Annotated in this window: 17 protein-coding genes; 12 read left to right on the forward strand and 5 right to left on the reverse strand. The window is 24.9% G+C overall.

Annotated features, from left to right (window positions below):
* The first annotated feature begins 7 nt into the window (after nucleotides 1-7).
* The 3 genes from dhaK to RRG59_RS01445 are packed head-to-tail and all read left to right on the forward strand — an operon-like array spanning nucleotide 8 to nucleotide 1,982.
* Nucleotides 8-991, forward strand: a complete 984-nt coding sequence (gene dhaK, locus RRG59_RS01435) for a dihydroxyacetone kinase subunit DhaK (protein WP_322902609.1) — start codon at nucleotides 8-10, stop codon at nucleotides 989-991.
* Nucleotides 982-1,593 (forward strand): dihydroxyacetone kinase subunit DhaL, encoded by a 612-nt coding sequence (gene dhaL / locus RRG59_RS01440; protein WP_322902610.1) that lies wholly within the window; start codon nucleotides 982-984, stop codon nucleotides 1,591-1,593. The genes dhaK and dhaL overlap by 10 nt, the downstream gene beginning before the upstream one ends.
* Nucleotides 1,593-1,982, forward strand: a complete 390-nt coding sequence (locus tag RRG59_RS01445) for a PTS-dependent dihydroxyacetone kinase phosphotransferase subunit DhaM (RefSeq protein WP_322902612.1) — start codon at nucleotides 1,593-1,595, stop codon at nucleotides 1,980-1,982. Before dhaL ends, RRG59_RS01445 begins: the two co-directional genes overlap by 1 nt.
* A 36-nt stretch (nucleotides 1,983-2,018) precedes the next feature.
* On the opposite strand, the gene recO is transcribed toward RRG59_RS01445, so the two are convergent.
* Nucleotides 2,019-2,687, reverse strand: coding sequence for a DNA repair protein RecO (recO, locus tag RRG59_RS01450; protein WP_322902613.1), 669 nt, complete (start codon nucleotides 2,685-2,687; stop codon nucleotides 2,019-2,021).
* Nucleotides 2,688-2,773: 86 nt separating this feature from the next.
* Between recO and RRG59_RS01455 the strand changes: the two genes are divergently transcribed.
* From RRG59_RS01455 to dnaK, 9 genes are all read left to right on the forward strand, one after another.
* The gene (locus RRG59_RS01455; protein ID WP_036430588.1) at nucleotides 2,774-3,079 is read left to right on the forward strand and encodes a hypothetical protein; all 306 of its coding nucleotides are present in this window, start codon (nucleotides 2,774-2,776) and stop codon (nucleotides 3,077-3,079) included.
* Nucleotides 3,079-4,701 (forward strand): DAK2 domain-containing protein, encoded by a 1,623-nt coding sequence (locus RRG59_RS01460; protein WP_322902614.1) that lies wholly within the window; start codon nucleotides 3,079-3,081, stop codon nucleotides 4,699-4,701. The genes RRG59_RS01455 and RRG59_RS01460 overlap by 1 nt, the downstream gene beginning before the upstream one ends.
* Nucleotides 4,701-5,681: a phosphate acyltransferase PlsX gene (gene plsX / locus RRG59_RS01465; RefSeq protein WP_322902615.1), complete on the forward strand. Its 981-nt coding sequence runs from the start codon at nucleotides 4,701-4,703 to the stop codon at nucleotides 5,679-5,681. The genes RRG59_RS01460 and plsX overlap by 1 nt, the downstream gene beginning before the upstream one ends.
* On the forward strand, nucleotides 5,671-6,372 hold the full coding sequence (gene rnc / locus RRG59_RS01470; protein ID WP_322900674.1) for a ribonuclease III: 702 nt from the start codon (nucleotides 5,671-5,673) through the stop codon (nucleotides 6,370-6,372). The genes plsX and rnc overlap by 11 nt, the downstream gene beginning before the upstream one ends.
* Before the next feature lies 1 nt (nucleotide 6,373).
* The gene (locus RRG59_RS01475; protein WP_322902616.1) at nucleotides 6,374-9,316 is read left to right on the forward strand and encodes an AAA family ATPase; all 2,943 of its coding nucleotides are present in this window, start codon (nucleotides 6,374-6,376) and stop codon (nucleotides 9,314-9,316) included.
* Between the two features lie 20 nt (nucleotides 9,317-9,336).
* Nucleotides 9,337-10,089, forward strand: a complete 753-nt coding sequence (locus RRG59_RS01480) for a hypothetical protein (RefSeq protein WP_322902618.1) — start codon at nucleotides 9,337-9,339, stop codon at nucleotides 10,087-10,089.
* 61 nt (nucleotides 10,090-10,150) lie between these two features.
* The gene (locus RRG59_RS01485; protein ID WP_322902620.1) at nucleotides 10,151-11,146 is read left to right on the forward strand and encodes a heat-inducible transcriptional repressor HrcA; all 996 of its coding nucleotides are present in this window, start codon (nucleotides 10,151-10,153) and stop codon (nucleotides 11,144-11,146) included.
* Entirely contained in the window at nucleotides 11,146-12,000 is an 855-nt protein-coding gene (grpE, locus tag RRG59_RS01490; RefSeq protein WP_322902622.1) for a nucleotide exchange factor GrpE, read from the forward strand. Before RRG59_RS01485 ends, grpE begins: the two co-directional genes overlap by 1 nt.
* Before the next feature lie 61 nt (nucleotides 12,001-12,061).
* Nucleotides 12,062-13,861, forward strand: a complete 1,800-nt coding sequence (gene dnaK / locus RRG59_RS01495; protein ID WP_322902624.1) for a molecular chaperone DnaK — start codon at nucleotides 12,062-12,064, stop codon at nucleotides 13,859-13,861.
* A gap of 459 nt (nucleotides 13,862-14,320) precedes the next feature.
* Here the strand turns inward: dnaK and RRG59_RS01500 are convergent, their stop codons facing one another.
* The 4 genes from RRG59_RS01500 to RRG59_RS01515 form a co-directional block, all read right to left on the reverse strand.
* On the reverse strand, nucleotides 14,321-15,532 hold the full coding sequence (locus RRG59_RS01500; RefSeq protein WP_322901548.1) for an IS256 family transposase: 1,212 nt from the start codon (nucleotides 15,530-15,532) through the stop codon (nucleotides 14,321-14,323).
* A gap of 147 nt (nucleotides 15,533-15,679) precedes the next feature.
* Complete coding sequence (locus RRG59_RS01505) at nucleotides 15,680-16,261, reverse strand: hypothetical protein (RefSeq protein ID WP_322902625.1); 582 nt, start codon at nucleotides 16,259-16,261, stop codon at nucleotides 15,680-15,682.
* Between the two features lie 356 nt (nucleotides 16,262-16,617).
* Nucleotides 16,618-18,960: a DEAD/DEAH box helicase family protein gene (locus tag RRG59_RS01510; protein WP_322902627.1), complete on the reverse strand. Its 2,343-nt coding sequence runs from the start codon at nucleotides 18,958-18,960 to the stop codon at nucleotides 16,618-16,620.
* Nucleotides 18,947-20,590, reverse strand: coding sequence for a site-specific DNA-methyltransferase (locus tag RRG59_RS01515; protein WP_322902628.1), 1,644 nt, complete (start codon nucleotides 20,588-20,590; stop codon nucleotides 18,947-18,949). Before RRG59_RS01515 ends, RRG59_RS01510 begins: the two co-directional genes overlap by 14 nt.
* Nucleotides 20,591-20,678: the final 88 nt, after the last annotated feature.

Raw genomic sequence — 20,678 nt, forward strand, 5'->3', positions numbered from 1 at the left:
GGAAAATATGAAGAAAATTATAAACAAAACAGAAAATATCGTACAAGAAATGATACAAGGTATTGTTAAAACAAATAAAAAAGTAAAGCAATATCGAGATTTCAATGTTATTTACAATAAAGATTTTGATAAATCAAAAGTTGCTTTAATTTCAGGTGGTGGTTCAGGTCATGAACCTGCACATATGGGATTTGTAGGAAAAGGAATGTTATCAGGAGCAATAGCAGGCGAAGTTTTTACATCACCAACTCCAGACCAAGTAGAAGCAGCAATAAATGCGGTAGATTCACAAAAAGGTACCCTTTTAATTATTAAAAACTACACAGGTGATAAATTAAATTTTGAAATAGCTCAACAGTTAGCACAAGCAAATGGTAAAAATGTTGAAACAGTTTTAGTTGATGATGATGTAGCAGTAGAAAATTCAACTTGAACAATAGGAAGAAGAGGAATAGCAGGTACAGTTTTTGTTCATAAAATTGCAGGAGCTTTAGCGGATAAAGGCGCATCATTATCAGAAGTAAAAAATATAGCAGAAAAAGTTATAAAAAATGTTCATAGTTTCGGTATTTCTCTTAACTCTATTTATATTCCAACTACAGGTAAAAAATCATTTACTTTAGGTGAAAAAGAAATAGAATTTGGTTTAGGTATCCATGGTGAACCTGGAGTTAAAAGAGAAGAAATAAAACCATCTAAAGAAATAGTTAAAGAAATGCTAGATTTAATTTTAAAAGATTATGATTATAATAACTCAGAAGTAGCATTAATGGTTAATGGCTTAGGTGGTACACCTGAAATGGAATTATTCATTGCTACTAATGATATTCATAATTATTTAGAATCTAAAAATATTAAAATTTACAGTTCTCATGTGGGTAATTTTATGACCTCACTAGAAATGCAAGGAATGTCAATTTCATTATTAAAATTAGATAATGAATTAAAAGAATTATTAGACTTTCCAACAGAGGTAAGAAATTGAAAATAGAATATCAAAAGTTTATTGATGCTATTAAAGAAATAAGTAAAGAAATCAATGAAAATCAAAATTGACTATCTGAATTAGACCAATCAGTAGGTGATGGAGATCATGGTGTAAATATGTCTCGTGGGTTTAATGAAGTAGCTAAACTAGATCATACTAATTTAAGTTTATCAAACTACATTAGTTTAATTGGGAGAACCTTAATGTCTAAAGTAGGTGGAGCATCTGGCCCTTTATATGGAATGTGTTTTATGAATACAGCAAACAATATAAAAGAAAGCCAATCATTTACTTTAAAAGAGTTAAAAATACTTGTTCAAAATTTTGTTAATACTCTAACTATGTTGGGTAAAGTTAAAGAAAATGAAAAAACAATGTTTGACGTTTGAAAACCAATAAATGATTATTTAGTTAATATTAATGAAATAAATTTAGATATAAAAAATAATTTAATTAATTTTATTTTTGATTGTGCTCAAAAAACCAAAGATATGATTGCAACAAAAGGAAGAGCATCGTATTTAAAAGAAAGATCAACAGGAACAATTGATCCAGGTTCTTATTCAAGTTATATAATTTTAAAAAACATAATCAATAATTTATAATGCAAAAACTATTTATAATAATTTCACATTATGAAAAATTAGCATCTACTATTAAAGATTATTTTCAAAAAATGCTTCCAATAAATAATGAATATATTATTTTACAATCAATTGGTGGGATAAATGGTGGTTCAGAACTAGGTACAGATCCTATTGCATTAATGGACTTGATTAATAGTTATAAAGAAATCAAAGAAGTTATAATTTTTTCTGATTTAGGTTCTGCTACCTTATCTGCTGAATCAGTTTGTTCAATGATAACAGACAAAGAAATTTTTGTTTCAAAAGGAGCATTAATTGAAAATGGATTTTCTGCTTATGTTTTAGCAAATAGTGGAGCTGATTTTAAAGATGTTATAAATGCTTCACAAGAACCTATCATAAAATAAAAAAACAAGGTACTTCAAACAAAGTACTTTGTTTTTTTATACATAATATCCAGCATTTTTAATCAAATACTTTAGTTCATTTATTCATGTATTGATTTGATTAAAATATCCGTTCATAAGAAGTTTATCTATATTAAAATATAGAGATCAAAACAAAATTAATTCATCATTTGATTTATATATAATATTTGAATGCTTAGAACAAATAAAACCACCTTCTATAATTGAAAAGTCAACTAAATTCCTATTAGAAAAACAAGTTCTACATTTATTAAAACTAGGTTGGACACCAAAATAAGTAGTGGCTTGAGCATAAAAATAAGCTAAAAATAAATCGACATTATCTTGATTTATTTTTTTTATATGAGTTAAGTACTCATTATATAAATGATTTTTTTGATTTATATTTTTAAATAATTTAACTATATCACTTACAAATAAGTTAATTTTAATATCAATTAGAGAAATGTTAACTAAAAGGTTTACCTTTTTCATTCTTCCAATTTTATCTTTTAGTCTAGCTTTAAAATATTCAATTTCAACAATTGAACCTATTTGTAAGTTATTGCGGTTCTTAGATGTCTGTTTATTTAGACCTTGAGTATATAAAGTTAATAAGCCATTGGAAGTAAAAAAAGAAACTAAGAAATCATTTTCTCCGGTTTGATGTATTTCTAAAACAATCCCATTAATCAAACTCACCATATTTAAATTATAATAATTTATAGCAATATATATAATATAATGAATTTGGTATAATTTAAAAAGTTTATCAATAAATTGAGGTTATTATGGAACAAACACAAATTTTAGATTTATTTTTGAATATTGCTAAATCTATCCCTGGGATTAAAGAAATACATAATTTATCAAAACTTGATAACACTATCTTAAATCAAAGTGAAATAATAGAAAAAGAAAGAGTTAGTGTAATGAAAAATAAAGATGGTTATGATTTTTTCATTACAGTGACCCTTTTACTAGATATCCCTGTTAAAGGAGTTGTAGCTGAATTTCACCAAAGATTAGCATATGAACTTAAGAAAATTGATTGTAATTTAAATAAATTGACAATTATAGTAAAAGGAGTTAAATAATGTCAAAAGTTTTCTTAAATACTAATGATTTTTATTTAGGTATCTTATCTGGATCAAATTCATTAGTGAATGCAAAAAATAAAATAGATGCATTAAACGTTTTCCCTGTTCCAGATGGTGATACAGGAACTAATATGTCTTCAACTATATCACAAGCTATATCTAAACTCGAACAAAAAAAAGATTTGTCAATAGGTGAAATTACAAAAGAGTTAGCATTAAATATGATGTATGAAGCAAGGGGTAATTCAGGAGTTATTTTAAGCCAGATTTTTAAAGGATTTTCTTTAGGTTGTTCAAACAAAGAATATTTAACATTACCAGAATTACTAGAAGCATTTAATCTAGCAACAGAACGCGCTTATAAATCTGTATTCACTCCAGTAGAAGGAACTATTCTAACAGTAATTAGAGAAACATCAGAAAAATTATCAAATGAATTTAAAGATAAGACAGATGTTTCATTAATAGATTTCTGAAAAAAAGTCGTTGAATTTTCTCGTAAAAGTTGTGATGAAACTCCTAACAAACTAAAAACACTTAGAGAAGTAGGTGTAACAGATTCTGGTGGTGAAGGTTTATACACAATTTTTGTAGGTTTTTATGAGTATTTAAAAGGTAATTTTGTTCAAAAGAAAGATAAAAGCGATGAAGTTTCAGTTTTCTTAAGTGATACTGAGGTATATTCTGGTGAATTTGGTTATTGTACTGAAGTATTAATCGATTTAACAGAACCAGATAAATTTGATAAACAAATGTTTTCTAATGAATTAGAGAAAATTTCTAATTCATTAGTTATTGTATCTGATGACAACTTATTAAAGGTTCACGGACATACAATTACTCCAGGTGATTTTTTAAATGTATCTCAAAAATATGGTGAATTCATAAAAATAAAATCAGAAAATATGACTTTACAAGCAAATAATTCCAAAGCAAAAGTTATAGCAAATGAAGAAGACTTAAATGAGTGTGGAATTATTTCATGTAATTTAGGTTCAGGTATCATTCAAAGAATGAAGGATTTGGGTTGTGATTATGTAGTTGAATCTGGTCAAACACAAAATCCATCTGCACAAGATTTAATTAATGCAATAAATAAGGTTAAAGCTAAGACAGTTTTCATTTTACCAAACAACTCAAACATCATTTTAGTAGCTCAACAAGCAGCCCAAGTTATAACAGATAAAAACATTATAGTAATTCCTACTAAAACTCAAATACAAGGACTAGCTGCTATCTTTAATTTTAATTCTGAATTATCACAAGAAGAAAATAATGAATTAATGTTAGATGCAATTACTGAAATAAAAACAGGAGAAATAACACAAGCAGTTCGAGATACCAAATTAAACAATATTAAAATTAAAAATAATGATTATTTAGGTATAGTAGACGGAAAAATTATTACATCTAATTCTGAAATAGAAGAAACATATAAAACTTTAATTGATAAAATGGTAGAAAAATCAAGTCAAGTAATAACAATTTTTTATGGTGATAATGCTAATTCTTTTGATGTAGAATCACTAACTAATTATATTGAATCTCATTATGAAGTTGAAATTGAAGTAATTGAAGGAAATCAACCAAATTATCAATTTTTAATAGGAGTTGAGTAATGCAAAAAACAATTGTTTTTGATGCAAACGGACTTGATTTAGGTGTAGATGTAGTATTAAAAGGAACTCTTGATTTTGTTATAAACAAAAAAAATGTTAATGTAGTTCTAATCGGAGACTTTAAAAATAAAAATATCTCAAATCTTCCTAATAACATTAAAATAATACAAAATGATTTAAAACCAAGTAACCCAAGAAATATTAGGGAAACATTAAAAGAAAATATTTCAATAAATCAAGCAATAGAATACTTAAAAGAAAATAATGCTCATGGAATAATTTCTGGTGGTGATTCAGGAACATACATAAGTTCACTTACTTTTAAAACCAAAAGAATAGAAAATATTTCGCGTCCTGCATTTATGCCTATTGTAAATTGTTTAAATGGTTCTAAAATGATTTTGTTAGATGTAGGAGCCAACATAGAAGTAAAACCCGAATATTTAGTTGAATGAGCAAGACTAGGTGATATTTTTCACAAAACCATTTTTAATACAAAAGAACCAAAAATTTCTCTTTTAAATATCGGAACAGAAGAATATAAAGGTTCAGAAATAGTTAGACAAGCAAGTGAACTTTTGAAAAATAGTAACTTAAATTACATAGGTTTTTCTGAAACCAGAAATTTATTAGAAGGAAATATCGATGTTGCTGTCATAGATGGTTATGGTGGAAATTTAGTTATTAAAAGTTATGAAGGGGCAATTGTAAGTTTTAAAAATGAACTAAAAAGAGAAATAAAGAATAGTTTCTTATCAAAAATAGGCGCATTACTTTTAAAAAAATCATTTAAAAAGATATCTAAAAAACTAGATTTTAGAACAGTTGCAAATGCATGAGTTATTGGAGTTAATGCTTTAGCACTTAAAATCCATGGTTCTGCTGATGAAATAGCTATTTATAATGCATTAATACAAATGTCTGATGCTATTGATAAGGATTTATTAAAAAAACTGAAAGGTGCAATTAATGAATCATAATCAAAGATTATTAGAATTTTTAAAAAAAGAAAATATTACGCCTAAAAACTTACAAACATATATATTAGCTACAACTCATAAGTCTTATAATATCAAAGATAAAACAAAACTTTTAAACTATGAACGCTTAGAATTTCTTGGTGATTCATTATTGGCTTTTGTAACTGCATGAACTGCATTTAAAAAAATGCCAAATCATAGTCAAGGTGAACTATCTCGTTGAAAAGCTTCTGCTGTACAAACAGAAACTCTTTCTGAAGTATCAAAAAAATTAAATTTATTACCTTTGTTAAAAACAGGACCAGGACAAATGAAGGAAGATGTTATTAACTCACCTAAGGTTCAAGCAGATATTTTTGAATCAATGGTTGGAGCAATTTGTTATGATCAAGGAACAAATAGAGCAATTCAATTTATTTATGATCATCTATTAAATCCAAATCTCGAAAAAGATATTATAGATAATTTTAGTACTCATAAAGACCCTAAAACAGAATTGCAAGAACATTTTCAAAGTATGACTAAAAATAGTGTACATTATGTTCTAGAAGAAATAGAAGACAAGAAGTTTTATGCAAAAGTATATCATAGTGGAATTCTCTATGGTGAAGGTATAGGAAATTCCAAAAAAGAAGCAGAAACAAATGCAGCAAAACAAGCATTAGAAAAACACATAAAGAAAGGAGAATAAAATGAAATTAATCAAATTAGAAGCATTAGGTTTTAAATCATTTGCAGAACCTATTACACTACGTTTTGATGGTGGTGTAGTTGGAATTGTTGGACCTAATGGTTCAGGAAAAAGTAATATTAATGATGCCATTAGATGAGTTCTAGGTGAACAAAGTTCTAAAGAATTACGTGGTGATACAATGGAAGACGTTATTTTTTCTGGTTCTAAAACCGTTCAACCAATGAATAAAGCTCAAGTTACATTAACTTTTGATAATAGAGATAGATTATGCTCAATTGATACTGATTTGGTTGTTATTTCTCGTTTATTAGAAAGAGGAAAAGGAACTAATGAATATTTTTTAAATGGTGAAAAATGTAGACACAAAGATATTAAAGTTTTAGCAATGGAAACAGGGATTGGAAAAAGTTCTTTAGCTATAATCTCCCAAGGAACAGTTTCTGATATAGCAAATTCAAATGATGAAGATAGAAGATTAATTTTTGAAGAAGCAGCTGGTGTTTCAAAATATAAACTTAGAAGAGCAGAATCAGAAAGAAAATTAATTAATTCTGAATCTTCTTTAAAAACAGTAGAAACCATTGTTAAAGAACTTGAAAAACAATTAATTCCTTTAAAAACTAAAGCAGAAAAAGCTTTGAAATATAAAGCAATGTTTGATGAACTAAAAACTGTTGAGATAGGTTATTTAGCACATGAAATTGAATCAAATACAGAATTATATGAACAACTTAGCAATGAACTAGAAGGAGTTCAAGAAACTAAAGATTCATATTCAAGAGAAATAGAAACTATCAAAGAACAAATTCATCAAAAAAGAGAATCTTTAAAAGAATTAAATTCAAAAATATCAAAAGCAAATGGTAAAAAAGAAGGTATTGAATCTTTATTAAAAAATATGGAAGATTCAGTGAATGAAGAAAGAATTCGTCGTAATTTAATTATTTCTGGTCAATCTATAGTTTCAGAACAAGAAAGAATTCAAGCCATAATTTTAGAATTACAAACATGAGAATCTAAAGAAAAATACTTGCAAGAATCATTAACAGAATCAGAAAACAAAAGAAAAGAAACTGAAGATAAAATTAAATTAGCAGAACAACAAGTAAATGAAACTAATAGAAAAATAAATGAACTTAGTGCACGTTTGCATAAATTAAATGGACGTTTAGAACATCTTAAACAGAAGTTAAGACATGATACTAATTTGTCAAGAGGAACTGCATCTATAGTTCAAAATAAAGTTTTATTTAAAGGATATATAGGTCTAGTTTCAGAATTGTTTAGTGTTCCTAGAGAATATGCAATAGCAATTGAAACTATTCTAAAACATGCTTCCCAAAATATAGTTGTTCAAAATCAGGATGTTGCAATCAAAGGAATTGAATATCTCAAGAAAAATGAAAGTGGTAGAGCAACATTTATTCCTTTATCTTCGCTTAAACCAAAATTTGTTCGTGATGATTATTTAATGATTGCAAAAAATCATCGTTCTTTTGTAGGAATTGCTAGTGAATTAGTTTCAATAGACGAAAGACATCAAATTTTAAATGATTATTTACTTGGAAATATTTTAATAGTAAAAGATATTCAGTCAGCAGCAGAATTATCTAAAACACTAGAAAATAGATATATGATAGTTTCTTTAGATGGAAATGTTATAAGAACTGGTGGAATAATGGTTGGTGGAGAAGCAGAAATTAGTAATATTTTAGGTATTCAGGCACATATTGATGAACTAAATGCTGAAAAACCAGGGTTAGAAAATGTTCTTCATCAACTAAGAAAATCACTTTCAAATTATGAACAAACTATAAAAAATGATAGAGTAATGTTTTCTAATTATGATTCAAGAGTAATGACAACCTTATCAGAATTAAAAAGTGCTCAAAACAAAATTACTAAATTTAAAACTGATATATCTTTATCAAAAGAACATAATAAAGATTTTAATATATCAGATTCTTCATTATCAGAAGATAAAATAGCTGAACTAAGAAGAGACTTAAGTGTAGTTAAATATGACATTCAATCAAATTTAGCAATCAAAGAATCAGTAGAAGCAGATTTAAGTGTTTTAGATGAACAAAAAGATAAATTAGTAGAATTATCTAACGCTTTAAATACTTCATTCTTTGAAAAAACAAATTTATTTAATAAAACACAAAATAAATTAGAAAAACACAAAGAAAGACTTGGTGAACATTATCAATTAACTTTAGAATATGCAAAAGAACATTTCCCATTAACTATTTCACTTTCACAAGCTCGAGAAATCGTTAAAGACCTAAGAAGAGAAATAGATCAATTAGGAAGTGTAGACTTAAATTCAATTGAAGAATTAAATGAAGTTCAAAAAAGATATGATGAACATGTTGCTAATAAGGATGAAGTTTACCAAGCAATTGAGATATTAAAACAAGCTATTGATGAATTGGATAACAAAATTACAATGAGATTAACTAATATAGTAGATGATGTTAATCAAGAAATGCATAAAGTGTTTTCATCAATGTTTGGTGGAGGAACTGCAAAAGTAGAATTTGTAGACCCAAAAAATATATTAGAAAGTGGAATTAGTATTTTTGCTCAACCTCCAGGAAAAAGTATTAAAAACTTAAAACTATTTTCAGGTGGAGAAAAGTCATTAATTGCTATTTCTTTATTATTTGCTATTCTAAGAGCAAGACCTTTACCTTTATGTATTCTAGACGAAGTAGAAGCAGCATTAGACGAAGCTAACGTTGTTCGTTTTGCAGAATATCTTCAAGAATTAAAATCTAAAACACAATTTTTAGTAATTACACATAGACCAGGTACAATGTCTAGAGTAGATGCAATAATAGGTGCAACAATGCAAACAAGAGGTGTTACATCAGTCTTTAGCGTTAAATTAGATGATGCTAAAAAATTAATAGATAAAGAAAACCATTCAAATTAATATTTAATTTAAGGAATATAATGTATGAAACTTTATCAGTAGCATTATTTGCTATTTTAATAATTATAAGTATTAAATTTATTAAAGATGCGTTTTTAGTAAGAAAGTTTTATTTAAAAAATATTATTTATAAAACTACTAAAAAATGAATGTTAATTAATTCTTTAATTTTATCTTTTTTACTAATTCCACCCTTTCTTTTATTAATTTTAATTGGAACTAAAAGTATATCAATTTATGATTTTAACAATGTTGATATTTTAGAAAAAACAGATAATATTTTTTTACTTTATCATTTTTGAATTTATTTATCTTTAGTTGTCTTTTTAGTTCCTGTCATTTTATTCAATTATTATTTTTGATATATATCAAAAATAAATTCATATTTAACAACAAATGAAATACAAGATTTTAATTTGGATAGAATAAAGGATTTTGATGTTGAAAATTCTTATATAGTTGTAAAACATAAAAGAAAAAAAGATTATGAAGAACAACATATAAGATTTAAAGACTATATATCTAGTACTTTATTATGAAGAAAAATATCTATTAAACTTTATTATAAAAGCATAGTTAAAAAATGTCTTTACTTTTATTTAAGAAGTCCACAAAAATTAGAGACTAAAAGGAATCATTTTAACAATTCAAATGAAGCTTTATTAGTGTTAGTGCATTCAGCAATTAGATTTTTAAACACAACTTCTATTCAAAAAATAAAAACTCCAGAATTATGAAATACATGTCTTAATTTAGTAATCAAAAGCGGTTAACAAAAATTAGCAATTAAAAAAAAGAATTGCTAATTTTTTTCTTTTATGCTAAAATTATCTTATGAAAAGAGAGTTGTTAAAAGTCGATGAAGAAAAAGTTTTAAAATATACTGTATTAATATATACTCAAAAAGGTGAATCTGTAAGCAGTGAAACTTTAATTAAGACTTATCCAGAAGAAATTACTTTCTCTTCTGCCAAAGTTCGATATATAATGACTAATCTCGAGAAGAAAGATTTTTTAACAAAACCTCACTTTTCAAGTGGTCGCATACCCACACCTAAGGGACTAAATTATTATGCTAATTATTTAAGTATAACTTATGAACAGAAGTTTTTAACTCAGTTAAATGCTAAATTATCAAGAAAAAATGATGATATAGATTTAACAGTAGAACAAGCAGTTAAAGTTATAACAGAAATGACAGACTTTACAATTGTAACTAAAAGTTCAGTTAAGTTAAAAAATATTCAACTAGTTCCATTAGATGAAACTAAAGTAACAGTTGTATTAGTTGTATCTACTGGTGATGTGTATTCAAAAATTATGAATATTTCACAAGGTATAAAATTACAAGATTTAAGGATAGCAATACGTATATTTAATGAAAGATTGCTTGATATAGATTTAGAACAAATACCTAAGTTTATTTATACACTAGCAGAAGTATTGGCTCAAGAAGTAAAAAATTATCAAGATGTTATTAATTCCTTTATTAGTCAAGTTTTTAATGAAAAACTAAAAATATATATGCAAAATAAGGTTTATGGAAAAAACAACTTGATTTTAAAAGAAGAAATAGATAGAAAGTCTTTAAGTGAAATGTTGAACTTAATTGAGAATTTTTCTGTTTGAGAAAAATTAGAAGAAACAGCAGATGAACAACAAAATCTTAAAATTTCTATTGATTCATCAAGAACTTATATGTCAAAAAAAATAGAAAGTAAATCTAATACAACAGAAATATCGATTTTAAGTACATCAGCAACTGATTATGACAAAATGAAAACAGCATTAAATGTTTTAGAAATGATATTAAAGAAAGGTAAGAAATAATGTTTAATGTAAAAAAATTACAAAAAGGAACAAAAATTAAAGGAGACTTTGAATTATATTTAGATAATGAACTAATTTTAGATTATAAAAAAGAAGACTTAGAATTAATTCTTGGCAACAACTCATACATAGATACTTTTGAAAATTTCTTGATAGGAAGAAAATATAAAGAAGAAATGGAAGTTTCATATATTTATCCTAAACATCATGAAAATAAAGAACTAGCTGGTAAATCGGCAAAAGTAATAATAAAGAATTTAGTAATTCTAGAAGAAGAAACACTAAATGATAACAATAAGATACAAGAATTAGAAAAAGAAATAGAAAACAAAGAAAATGAATTAAATTCTTTAAGAGAAAAAATATCTATTAAGGAATATGAAATTTTTAAACAAGTTCAGGAATTCAAGACCAAAGCTCAAGAAATAACAAAGAAAGCACAAGAAACAATAGATAAAGAAAAAGAATTACTATTTGAAAAACTTCAGAAAGAAAAAGAAACTATTAAACAATTTGCATTGCAAAATTTTTTAGAGGATTTTATGATGCCTTTTAATAATTTAACTATGGCAGTTAATGCGGGAAGTAATTCAACGTCTCAAGAAGTTAAAAATTATAATTTAGGTTTCAATATTGTTTTACAACAATTCGAAAATGTATTTAATAATCATAATGTTGAATTAATTAAACCTGACTTGGAATCAGAATTTAATCCTGATGTTCAAGAAGTAATAGATTTTATTGAAGATAATACAAATAATATTATTAAAAAAGTAGTAAGTTATGGAATAAAATTAAATGGAAGATTAATCACACCAGCAAAAGTAATCCTGACAAAAAAATTTAGCAATTAAATTTGTTAATTGCTAAATTGTGTTATAATAAATTTATAAGAAAAAATATTAAGGAGAAAAAATGGCAAAAGAAATTATTTTAGGAATAGATTTAGGAACAACAAATTCAGTTGTTTCTATAATCGAAGGAAAAAATCCAGTAGTATTAGAAAATCCAAATGGAAAAAGAACTACACCATCAGTTGTATCATTTAAAAATTCAGAAATAATAGTAGGTGATGCAGCAAAACGTCAAGTAGAAACAAACCCAAATACTATTGTTTCTATTAAAAGATTAATTGGAACTAATAAAACAGTTAAAGCAAATAATAAAGAATATAAACCAGAAGAAGTTTCAGCAATGATTCTTTCATATATGAAAGAATATGCAGAAGCTAAGTTAGGAAAAAAAGTTGATAAAGCAGTTATAACTGTTCCTGCATACTTTGATAATGCTCAGCGTGAAGCAACTAAAATAGCAGGTAAGATTGCTGGTTTAGATGTTTTAAGAATTATCAATGAACCAACAGCAGCAGCATTAGCCTTCGGTTTAGAAAAAACAGATAAATCAATGAAGGTTTTAGTATATGACTTAGGAGGAGGAACTTTTGATGTTTCAGTTCTTGAGTTAGAAGACGGAACATTTGAAGTACTTTCTACAAGTGGGGATAACCATTTAGGTGGAGATGATTGAGATAATGAAATTGTAAAATGAATGTCTAAAAAAATTAAATCTCAATATTCATATGATGTAGAAAATGATAAAATGGCTAAAAACAGATTGAAAGAAGCAGCAGAAAAAGCTAAAATCGATTTATCAAGTCAATCTGTAGCAACTATTAATTTACCATTTTTAGCTGTAACACCAGATGGGCCAATTAATGTTGAACTAGAATTAAAACGTAGTGAATTTGAAGATATGACTTCACACTTATTAGATAGAACAAGAAAACCAATTGAAGATGCATTAAGAGAAGCAAAAATTACAGCTGCTGATTTACATGAAGTTCTTTTAGTTGGTGGTTCTACAAGAATGCCAGCTGTTCAAGATATGGTAAAAAGAACATTAAACAAAGAACCTAATCGTTCAATTAACCCAGATGAAGTTGTTTCAATTGGAGCAGCAATTCAAGGTGCAGTTTTAGCAGGTGATATTGATGATATTTTATTATTAGATGTAACTCCTTTAACACTAGGAATAGAAACATTTGGAGGAATATCAACTCCTTTAATAGCAAGAAATACAACAATACCAGTAACAAAGAGTCAAATATTTTCAACTGCAGCTGATAATCAAACTGAAGTAACAATTAAAGTTGTTCAAGGTGAAAGACAAATGGCAAATGATAATAAAACACTAGGACAATTTAATTTAGGTGGTATTGAACCAGCAAGAAGAGGTGAACCACAAATTGAAGTTTCATTCTCGATTGATGTTAATGGTATTACAACAGTTACTGCTAAAGACTTAAAAACAAATAAAGATGCTAAAATAACAATTTCTAATTCTTCAAAACTTTCTGAAGAAGAAATTCAAAGAATGATTAAAGAAGCAGAAGCAAATAAAGAAGCAGATTCAAAACGAAAAGAAGAAGTAGAAACAATAGTAAGGGCAGAAAGTTTAATAGATCAAATTAATAAAGGTAAAGCTGAACAAGGTGATAAACTAGATGAAAAATCTAAAGAAGAAACTGATAAAATGGTTAAAGAATTACAAGAGTTAATTGATAAAAAAGATATTCAAACTCTAAAAACAAAATTAGATGAAGTAGAAAATTTAATGCGTAATTTCGCTAATTATGCAGCACAACAAAATGCAACTAGTCAATCAAATACATCTAATTCTAATAACGAAGAAACAGCAGAAGTTGTAGAAGAATAATGAAAATCACAATCTGAAAATGATTGTGATTTTTTGTTGCTAAAATTATATTTCTGAAGTTTATATAAACCAAATGAAATACAATGTAAAACAGAGGAAACCAACTTTTTATTTTAACTAATCCAGAAACTACAAAGAACAACATTCTAGAAAATTTATTTTTAAATTATTTGTTATTAAGGAAGTAAATTTTTAAAGGGACTGTATTATATTTTCTGTAAATTCTCTTTAACTTACTTTTTAAAGTAAGAGAAAAGTGATAGTAAAACACAAATCTGGTTCTAATATAACAGAAAAAACCAAACAAAATGTCAAAAAGACGGAATGTCATTTCCGTTTTTTTGACATTTTGTTTGGTTTTTGTTTTTTTAACCCTTCCGTCCCTTGATTGCAATCAAGGGAGACCTTACTTTTTTGAAAAAAAAGTAAGACAAAAAACTTTAATTTTAAAAACAATTTTTAGTTGTTTTCTTTAAATATTATTAATAATTGACTTAAGATTTGTCCTCAGTTTGGAGTAATTTTATCTCATTTTGCAAGTTGATTATTTATAGCAAAATATACTGATTTCATAAGTGATTCTTCTGTTGGAAAAGAAGTTTTTGTTTTAGTAATTTTTCTTATGTTTCTATTAAGGTTTTCAATAATATTAGTTGTATAAATTAACTTTCTTATTTCTTTTGGGAAATTAAAAAATGTAACTAATTCTTCAAAATTATCTCTTCAACTTTTAATGGCATACATATATTTATCTTTTCACTTATCTTCAAAAATTTGTAAAAATCTTGTTGCTTCATCAATATTATTTGCCTGATAAATATTTTTCATATCTTTTGTAAACTCTTTTAAGTCTTTGTAATTAACAAATTTAACTGAGTTTCTGATTTGGTGAACTACACATTTTTGTATTTGGGTTTTAGGAAAAACTGCTTTAATAGCATTTGATATACCTGTTAAGTTATCACTTGAAATAATAAAAATTTCTTGTACACCCCTTAATTTAAGGTCATTTAGTACTTGCATTCAGTATTTTGCACTTTCAGATTCACCTATTCAAAAACCTAAGACATCTTTTTGTCCTTCAAGTGTATAACCCATAACTATATAAACAGATTTTTCAACCAATCTATTTTCTTCTTTAACTTTAAATCTAATCCCATCTATAAAAACCATAGCATATTCTTTTTCTAATGGTCTGTTTCTTCACTCAATTATTTGTGGCATTATTTTATCTGTTATTCTACTTACAAATGATGGTTCAACATCAATACCATAAATTTCATGTAATGTTGAAGAAATATCTCTTGTGGACATACCGCTGCTATAAAGTTTAATTACTGCACCTTCAATAAAAGAAATATCATATTGAAATTTTGGAACTACTTGTGGTTCAAACTCAGCATTTCTATCTCTTGGTATTTTTAAATTTATATCACCAAATTGTGATCTAACTTTTTTATCATATGAACCGTTTCTGTAATTATCTTTAATTGCTTTTTCATGTTCATATCTATCATAACCAAGATAATTTTTCATCTCTTCTTGTAAAATTTTTTCAATTAAATCTTTAGTTTGAGACTTAAGAATTTCTTGAACGTCTTCAATAGTCTTTGGTTTATACTGATTATATAATTTTTCAGTATCAAGATTAAATGTATTTTTCTTTTGCATAAAAAATCTCCTAATATAAATATTTTAAATTAAATATTTGCTATTAAGAGAATTTACACAAAATTAACTACACTTCCTTTTTAAAAAGAAGAACATTTCAAAATTATTGTTGCGTTCTTCTTTTAGTATTATTTATAATTTATTCTCTTAGTTAATATTTTCAAAACTTAATGATATTTCATTTTCAGAATTAATTTTATCTAAAACTAGGAAGTAATGTTTTCATTGTTCCCAAACACTATCATTACCTACATTTGAATTTGCGGGTTCTGAAAATTCAAAAATAACTTTAATTGAATTATTTGTTTGGTTGAATGATTTAATATTTCAACCTTTGTATTTTTTATATCCAGCAAACATAGAGTGTCTTTTTAAAATATTAGGTATAAAAAGTATACTTTTTTGAGAAAAATCTAAGGATTTTATTTCTTTTAATAATTTACTTTCGCTGAATTTATTTATATCATAGTTAAATGAATTTATTAAATCTTGTAATTCATTTTGATTTTTAATAAATTTTCATTCAGAAGTTTTAAATACATCTCTGTCAGATTCTAAATTTATATTGAACAATTTACCTTCAATTGTTAAAACATTTTTATCTGAATTAAAATATAAATAATCTTCTTTTTTATCATCTTTTGAGCAACTTACTAAACTAATAGGTAATAGAGTGCAAACAGGAACTAAAATAAAAGCAAGTTTTTTGAATTTTTTAATTAATAACATAAGTAAGTGCTACCTCCACTTCATTAAAATTATCTTGTTTATTATAAAATCAATAAAAGAAACCGTATGTTTTAAATATTATAAATTGATTTTATAATGAGAATTTTAACTTCTTTTTTATTTTGTTTTTATTGTTAATATTATAATTATATTCTTTTATTTAAACACAATTAAAATAAATAACTATTGCCTTTATAAGGCGACATTAATTAATTTTTATATCATAATTTATATAGTTTTATGTAGAGTAGTTTATATTACAAAATTCAAAACTTTTTATACTAGAAAATTTTTATAAAAACATTTATACTAATAATAATTCAATTTATTTAATAGTTTTTTATTTTTTTACTACTCTAATACTTAAATATATCATTCAAACTATTAACAAAATTACTTTTTATCTTATCATGAATATGATTTTGATTGTCTAATACATTTGATAATTTCTCATTTAATTCAGGAATTGAACTGCTTCCTGCAAAATATAGATTTGTAGTAGAATTATCTACTAAACAAATTAACATTGTTAATTTGTATTTCTTATCATTTAATGATTCAGTATATTTTTTATATTGTTCATATAAAGTTTTTGTTTTATTTTCATCAATATCATTTTTATATGTTTTAACTTCTAGATAAATATAATGATTATTATGTTTAATAATAAAATCAGGATATGAATTATGAGTTTCATAATTATCGTCTAAGTATTGAAATGAAATACCATCTGGTAATGGATTTTTAGACCATAATTTAATTTTCAATATTTCATTATAAATCTTTAGTTTATCAACAAACATTTTTTCCGCTAATGAATCTAAATAAAAATTTGATATATCAGATTTGCTTAAATCTTGATAAACAAAGTATTCATCTGTTTTAACAATATTTTTGTCATCTTTATCTTCAATAAAAATATTAATTGGAAGATTTTTATTGAAATCAATTTTATATTGTGTAGTTTGATTATTAATTTGATTTATGATTATTTGTTGATAAATACTTTTAAAATCATTTGTTAAGTTTTTATAAACTAAATAATCGAATCATTGTTTAGACATATGTTTATTCATTTGACTAAATAAATTGTTTAAATAATCATTTATATTCTTTGTAAAGTATTTTTTGTGTTTGTTTTTTAATTTATTTAAATATATTTGTAAATCTATTATATTTATGATTTTAGAAGTTATAAAGTTAGCTGTTCCATATGATTGGCTTTCAAAAGAAATAAAATTATTCTTTTGATATTTATGTTGATATTCATCATATGAATTATTAAAAAATGATTTATAGATAAATTCATTAACAGAATTTTTAAACTTTTTGTTTAAAAATTCAATTACTTTTTGTTCATATGTTTGTATATCAATAATTCCTTCTTGGACAGAATGAGAATTGCTTTGTAAATAACCAAACGGAAATTCTTCTTGAACGTATTTTTGTTTGATTATAGCAGTAGTGGTATTATTATCAATCACATTTAAATTACTATAAATATAATAATTATTAGAAATTGAGTTTATACTAAAGTCAAAACCAGGATTAGGATTTCTTTTAATTCTACCTATTGTTTGGATACTTAAGTTTTTAGATGAAATATTTCTAAGTTGTACTAACATACAAGCTCTAGGGATATTTCATCCTATTGATGGACCTATTTTAAAGATAATAACATCCACTGGTGAAGTATTTTTAGATATATCTCTTAGAGTTCAATTATCTTTTGTTCTAATATTTGTATTTTTATCTTTTGAATCAAAATATTTAACTCAAGTTAATCCGTTTTCTTCTAAGATATTGATAATTTGATTAATTTGTTGATTGAATTCTTGATTTTTTAATTCGTTTTGACTATCATTGTCTACTTGAATTAACATTGCAGGATTAATTCCAATTAATCCTTTTTCATTAATATGATCATTATAATGTTGTTTGATTAGTTTAAATTCTTGACAAGCAAGTTTTAATATCGATTCATTATCATAATCTTTATTAGATTCTAAATTTAGATTATATTGTTTATTTGATTTTAATAATTTAACTTTATCTGATTCTAATTCTTTTTCAGATAATTCTACTATCATTCCATCATAAGATGGAGTTGCTGTCATTTTTAAAACAAAATCTGCATTATCTTGCATTTGTTGTTCAAATTTTACTTCATCTTTGTTTTTAATGATATTTCCACCAATATGAGCTTCATCACGAATATAAATTAATTTATAATCTTTTTGTTTGATTTCATTTAAAAAAGATTCAATTGCTTGTTCTTCTCGTAAAATTGAATTCTTTTTAAAAGAAGCTCCACCCATAATATAAACATTGTTTTTTTCAGCAAAGAATTGATAATTTTTTTCTACTTTTGTATTTTTCTTAGTATTAGATGGAGATTCAATTCTTTGGATATTTAAATCTGTATTATTAATATAATACTTATATTCTAAAAAACTTTCTTCCATTTGTTTAGGTAATTCAGCAGATGATAATGTAGCAATAACAAAAACTAAATCTAAGTTATTTTCATATTTAGATAAATCAATTAATTTATCAATGTAATTTAAGATCATAAAGGTTTTTCCAGAACCAGTTGGTGCTTTGAAATATAATGAATCTTTTTTATGAGTAATTAATTTATTTCAAGTAAAATCAACTAATTTAGAGACTGCTGAATTTTGTGCTTTAGTTAGTTCCATCTTCATCCTTTATCAGAGGTTTTAATGAACTTAAATCAGTTAATAAATCTATTTCTTTAAGATTTTGGATTTGTTCTTTATTTAATCCAAAATCTATTAATAATTCAGTTAATAACTGAATTAATTGATCGATATTCTTTTTGTTATTAAATAAATCAACATTATAATAATTTATTTTATATACATTTAAATTATTTAAATAAGGTTCATTATTTTTTAATCAAGGAAAAGCTTGATTTTCTGTACCTTTTCCTTGATTAATTCGATATAAACGTTCATATGTTATATTTTGTGCTATATTATTTTCATTATTAGTAATTAATGTAAAAGTTCGATTTCCACCATCTTGTTTATTTAAGTCTAAAACAGCATGACCGGTTGTACCGCTTCCAGCAAAAAAGTCTAGGATTCTAATTCTTTTATTAATTTTTAAATTAAGTAAAAATTTAATTAAATTCACCGGTTTAGGATAAGGAAAAACTCTTGTTTTAAAAATACTTTTAAGTTCGTTAGCACCGTTTGTATTTTGAAAATCTGTTAATAAATCTGAATAAGGGAAAGATTTTCCCTCATAGTATGATTTATAATAAACTCTTCATTCACCTTTTTTTTTAAGAAAAACTATTTCTTCTTTTTGTAATCTATCATTATATTCTTTTTTGCTTAAAGTTCAACGCCAATCCTTTTCTTGAAAATTACCATTATTTCTTTCTATATACTTTTCATAACTTTTTCCTGGATAAATAAATGTTCCATCAGGGGCTTCAATAGGGTAGTCAAGTGATTTTGTATAATCTAATCCTTGCCTGTCAAATCCTATTAAAGAATATTTGCCTTTATTATCTTCATATTTGTAATTTTCAATAGGCGAGGATTGTTTTCTGAATTCTAAATTATTTATATTAATTGCATAAACTAAAATGTATTCTTTTTTGTTAGATAAAAATTTAGAATCAGACTTTCCCCCTCCTTTCTTGTTTACAATACAACTCACAAAATTCTCTTCACCAAAAATTTCATCCATTAATACTTTTAAATATGCTTGTTCTGCATCATCAATTGATACAAAAATAACTCCATCATCTTTGAGAAGTTGTCTTGCTAATCTTAAACGTTCGTTCATTAAGTTTAATCAACCATTACGAGAATATTTATCACGATAAATAAATTTATTTGCTTTGATAGTTTCTTTATCATCTGCAATTGAATTTCCATCATCTTTTGATGATTCGGTATTATAAGGAGGATCGATATAGATTAAATCATATTTATATTCTAACCCTGCTCTCTCTCTCTCTCTCTCGATTACTATTAAATTCTTTAATGCATCATAATTTTCACTGATAATCAATGAGTTTTGATTTGATCTATTTGGATTTAATTCAAAACTCATTGATTGATCTTTTTGTAAAATACCAATTACTTTCGAATTAGCTTCTGGAGCTATATCAAATCTAAATCCTGTTTTGATTCTTTGACAGATAAATTGGAATACATATTCCAATTTATTATCAGGAAATTTAGATAATATTTCATATGCTAATTCTTTTTGGTCTTTGTTTAATTGTTTAGATGAAATTTCATCTAATAAATCTTTAAATTTTGCTAATAATTCTGATTTATTTTCCATATCTTATTCTCCTATTTATTAAATTATTTATATTTTAAATTATTAATAATGAGATTAAAGCAAAATATAATATAAAAACAGAAAACAA

Origin of the sequence: Mycoplasmopsis felis (assembly GCF_034647055.2) — a bacterium.
Classification (GTDB): Bacteria; Bacillota_I; Bacilli_A; order Mycoplasmatales; family Metamycoplasmataceae; genus Mycoplasmopsis; species Mycoplasmopsis felis.